General features: G+C 60.7%; 3 protein-coding genes. 1 reads left to right on the forward strand and 2 read right to left on the reverse strand.

The window, feature by feature from the left end:
* On the reverse strand, positions 1–1,631 hold a 1,631-nt coding region (locus tag EGI20_RS16655), incomplete at its 3' end, for a heavy metal translocating P-type ATPase (protein WP_498632823.1).
* A gap of 50 nt (positions 1,632–1,681) precedes the next feature.
* On the opposite strand from EGI20_RS16655, the gene EGI20_RS16660 reads away from it, so the two are divergent.
* Entirely contained in the window at positions 1,682–2,659 is a 978-nt protein-coding gene (locus EGI20_RS16660) for an NAD(P)H-quinone oxidoreductase (protein WP_498632825.1), read from the forward strand.
* A gap of 144 nt (positions 2,660–2,803) precedes the next feature.
* Here the strand turns inward: EGI20_RS16660 and EGI20_RS16665 are convergent.
* Positions 2,804–3,430, reverse strand: a 627-nt coding sequence (locus EGI20_RS16665) for a hypothetical protein (protein WP_498632826.1), incomplete at its 5' end; no start/stop codon positions are given.

Below are 3,430 nucleotides of genomic sequence, written 5' to 3' on the forward strand. Positions count from 1 at the left end.
GCAGCCAGCGCGAGCAGTATGGCTGGGTCGCGTCCGTCCAGCGCCTGGGTCGCAATCAGGCGCATATCACCATGGGTCAGGGTGCCGGTTTTGTCGAACACCACATCGCTGGCGCGGGCCAGGGTTTCCAGCGCATGGCCGCGGGTGGTGAGGACCCCATCCAGTGCCAGACGTCCGGTGGCGGCTGTCAGCGCAGCCGGCGTGGCCAGCGACAGGGCGCAAGGGCAGGAGATGACCAGCACGGCTACGGTAATCCATAGCGCGTGTTCGGGGTCATGCGGATACCACCAGGCAAACGTCGCGACCGCCGCCAGCAGCAAGGCCAGTACAAACCAGCCGGCAAAACGGTCGGCGATTTCTGCCAGTCTCGGTTTCTCGGCCAGCGCCTGATCCAGCAGACGCACAATGCTGGCCAGCCGCGTGTTCTGGCCGGTACCGGTAATGCGGACATACAAAGGGCTGGCGGTGTTGACGCTGCCGGCAATCAGCGCATCGCCCGCCTGCTTGTCAAGCAGACGGCTTTCGCCGGTCAACAGTGCTTCGTTTAACTGGCTATGCCCCTCCAGTACGCAAGCGTCGGCGGGTACGGTTTCGCCGGGGCGAATCAGCAGCACATCGCCGCAAGAGAGCGTCGCGGCAGCCGCTTCGTGGGTCTCGCGCGATTCGGGCCAGGCGCTGAGTTTATGGGCGAATGCCGGAATCAGCTTGACCAGCGTTTCGGCCGCAGCGCCGGCCTCGCGCCTGGCAATGCCCTCAAGATAGCGCCCGCCCAGCAGCAGGAAAACGAACATCGACACCGAATCGAAGTAAATGCCGTGTTCTATATGGTTCAGCAGGGCATACAGGCTGGCAAAGAAGGTGGTCAGTATGCCTATGGTGACCGGCGTATCCATGCCCACTCTATGCCGCTTGAGATCGCGCCAGGTGGCTTGATAAAAGGGAACAGCCGAATAGACCATCACCGGCAGGGTCAGGATCAGGCTGGCCCAGTGCAGCATCCACAGGAAGTTGGGCTCGATTTCGCCATCCGGGGCGAGGTAGACAGGTACGGCATACATCATCACCTGCATCATCGACAGGCCGGCCACCCAGAGCCGGTTGATCGCCTGTTTGCGCTGTTTTTGCTGCAGCGCTTCCTGACGGGCGGCGTCGTAAGGATGGGCGCGATAACCGATGGCGGCGATGGCCTCCATGATTTGCGACAGCTTGATGCGGCTCGTGTCCCAGCGCACGCGGGCGCGATGAGTGGTGTAGTTGATATCGACCGACAATATACCGTCCTGGCGCTGCAAATGCTGCTCGTTCAGCCAGATGCAGGCGGCGCAGGTGATGCCCTCCAGTATCAGCGAGGCCTCGCGCACGTGCCCGTCTTCGACGTGGACAAAACTTTGTTGCAGGGACTCGCTGTCATACAGGCGAATCTGTTGCAATAGCTCGTCTGGCAAGGCTTCGGCTTGCCCCGCCTCGTTGCTGCGATGCTGGTAATAGTCGTCCAGGCCGGCATCGATAATGGTCTGGGCAACGGCCTGGCAGCCGGCACAGCAGGCGGGTTTGCTGTGCTGGCGATAGCGTATCGGATAGTCGCAGCCTGCCGGAACGGGCAAGGCGCAGTGGAAGCAGGATTCAGTCATTGCGTGCTATTGTAACCAATTGGAATCAACTGGTGGGTAGAGGTGTGGGCATGGTGATGCGTGCAGTAGTGCAAAGCGGGCCGGGCGGCGTCGGTACGCTGGCCATTTCCATGGTCGAAAAGCCGGTGCCGGCAGCCGGTCAGATGCGGGTGCGGGTGATGGCAGCCGGGCTGAATCGTGCCGATATTGTGCAGCGCGAAGGGCATTATCCGGCTCCTGCCGGGGCATCGCCGATTCTGGGGCTGGAAGTCGCCGGCGTGGTAGACGAGATTAACGGCCCGTCGCGCTTTCAGCCTGGCGATGAAGTATTTGGTCTGTTGCAGGGCGGCGGTTATGCCGACTATGCCTTGCTGGATGAGGCGCTGGCTATCCCCAAGCCGGATGCCATGAGCTGGGCGGAGGCGGCCAGCCTGCCTGAAGTGTGGATGACCGCATGGCTTAATCTGGTGGAAGTGGCGGCCTTGCAAGCCGGAGAGCGCTTTTTGGTGCATGCCGGTGCCAGCGGTGTCGGCTCTGCCGCCATACAGTTGGCGTGCCTGTTAGGCGCCGAAGCGCTGGCCAGTGCCAGTGCCGATGAAAAGCTGGAATTTTGCCGCAGCCTGGGGGCGACTCAGGTATTCAATGGCCGGCGTGACACTGCTTTTGCCGCGCAGCTTAAGGCGCAGGGCGGGGTGGATGTTATTCTGGATCCGGTAGGCGGCAGTTATTTTCGCGAGAATCTGGCCTGTCTTAATCCGGACGGGCGTCTGGTGGTAATAGGCGTGATGGGCGGGCGCAGCGCTGAGCTGAATCTGGGGCTGCTGCTGGTCAAGCGTTTGCGCATTATGGGTTCGACGCTGCGCAGCCAGCCACTGGTGGTGCGTGCGCGTCTGGCGCGGGCGCTGGAAGAGACGATTTTGCCGGCACTGGCTGACGGAAAATTGAGGGTAACGCTGGACAGTGTGTACCCGCTATCGGCGGTGGCGGATGCGCATCTGTATATGGAAGGCAACAGTAATCTGGGGAAAGTGGTGCTGGATGTGTCGTAATTAATGCTTTTGTAATTATTATCGGCTATCTTGTTACTCGGAAGGCATGAGGCTTTCTGATTTGGTATGGATGGGATTCGGGCGACGGCAACGTCGCCCATTTTTTTGGCCGGAGCAAGTGAGGTGTACTTGACTCCGGCTATATCAGGCGGCGGGTGCCAGCGCCTCGATCAGGGCGACTTCCTGGGTGTAGGACAGTGCCTTGAGCTTGCTCAGCAGGGCTTCGGCATCCACCTGATGCTCGTGATCCAGATCCTCATCCAGAATACGCGCCTCTACCGCCAGCCACAGGCCGCGGCAAGCCGATGCGCCTTCAAAGTGTATGCCCTTGAGTACGGCAGCAATCAGTTGCAGCTCGTTGTCGGCAAAGCGGCGCGACAACAGCAATTGCTCGCGGCGGATGATTTCTGCGTAGCGCTCCAGCATTTCGTGGGTGCGTGCATCCATTTCGCCATGCAGGCTGTCTGTGGCCGCTTGAGCCTCATGCGCGGCACTGGCTGCGGCAACCACGCGCGCAGGATCGAACCACGCTTCGATTTCCGGTGCCAGCAAAGGCAATTCCTGCTGCCAGGCGTGATAAAGATCATCGCGAAAACGCGCATTGTCGGTAAAGGACAACTCGTCGAACGGCATCATGGGCGCGAGGCCACTGCCCAGTTTTTCACGTCCGATCAGGATGTTGCCATCCTTGTCCTTGCTCACCGTTGTACGCCAGTGGCTGTTTTCGCCCGTGGCCAGATTGTCTACCATGACTTCGATGCAAGGCAGTGC

The organism is Aquitalea sp. S1-19 (genome assembly GCF_024343515.1).

Excerpts from the sequence above, each read along its gene's own strand:
- EGI20_RS16660 (WP_498632825.1), top strand. The coding sequence starts at position 1,682 with ATGGTGATGCGTGCAGTAGTGCAAAGCGGGCCGGGCGGCGTCGGTACG.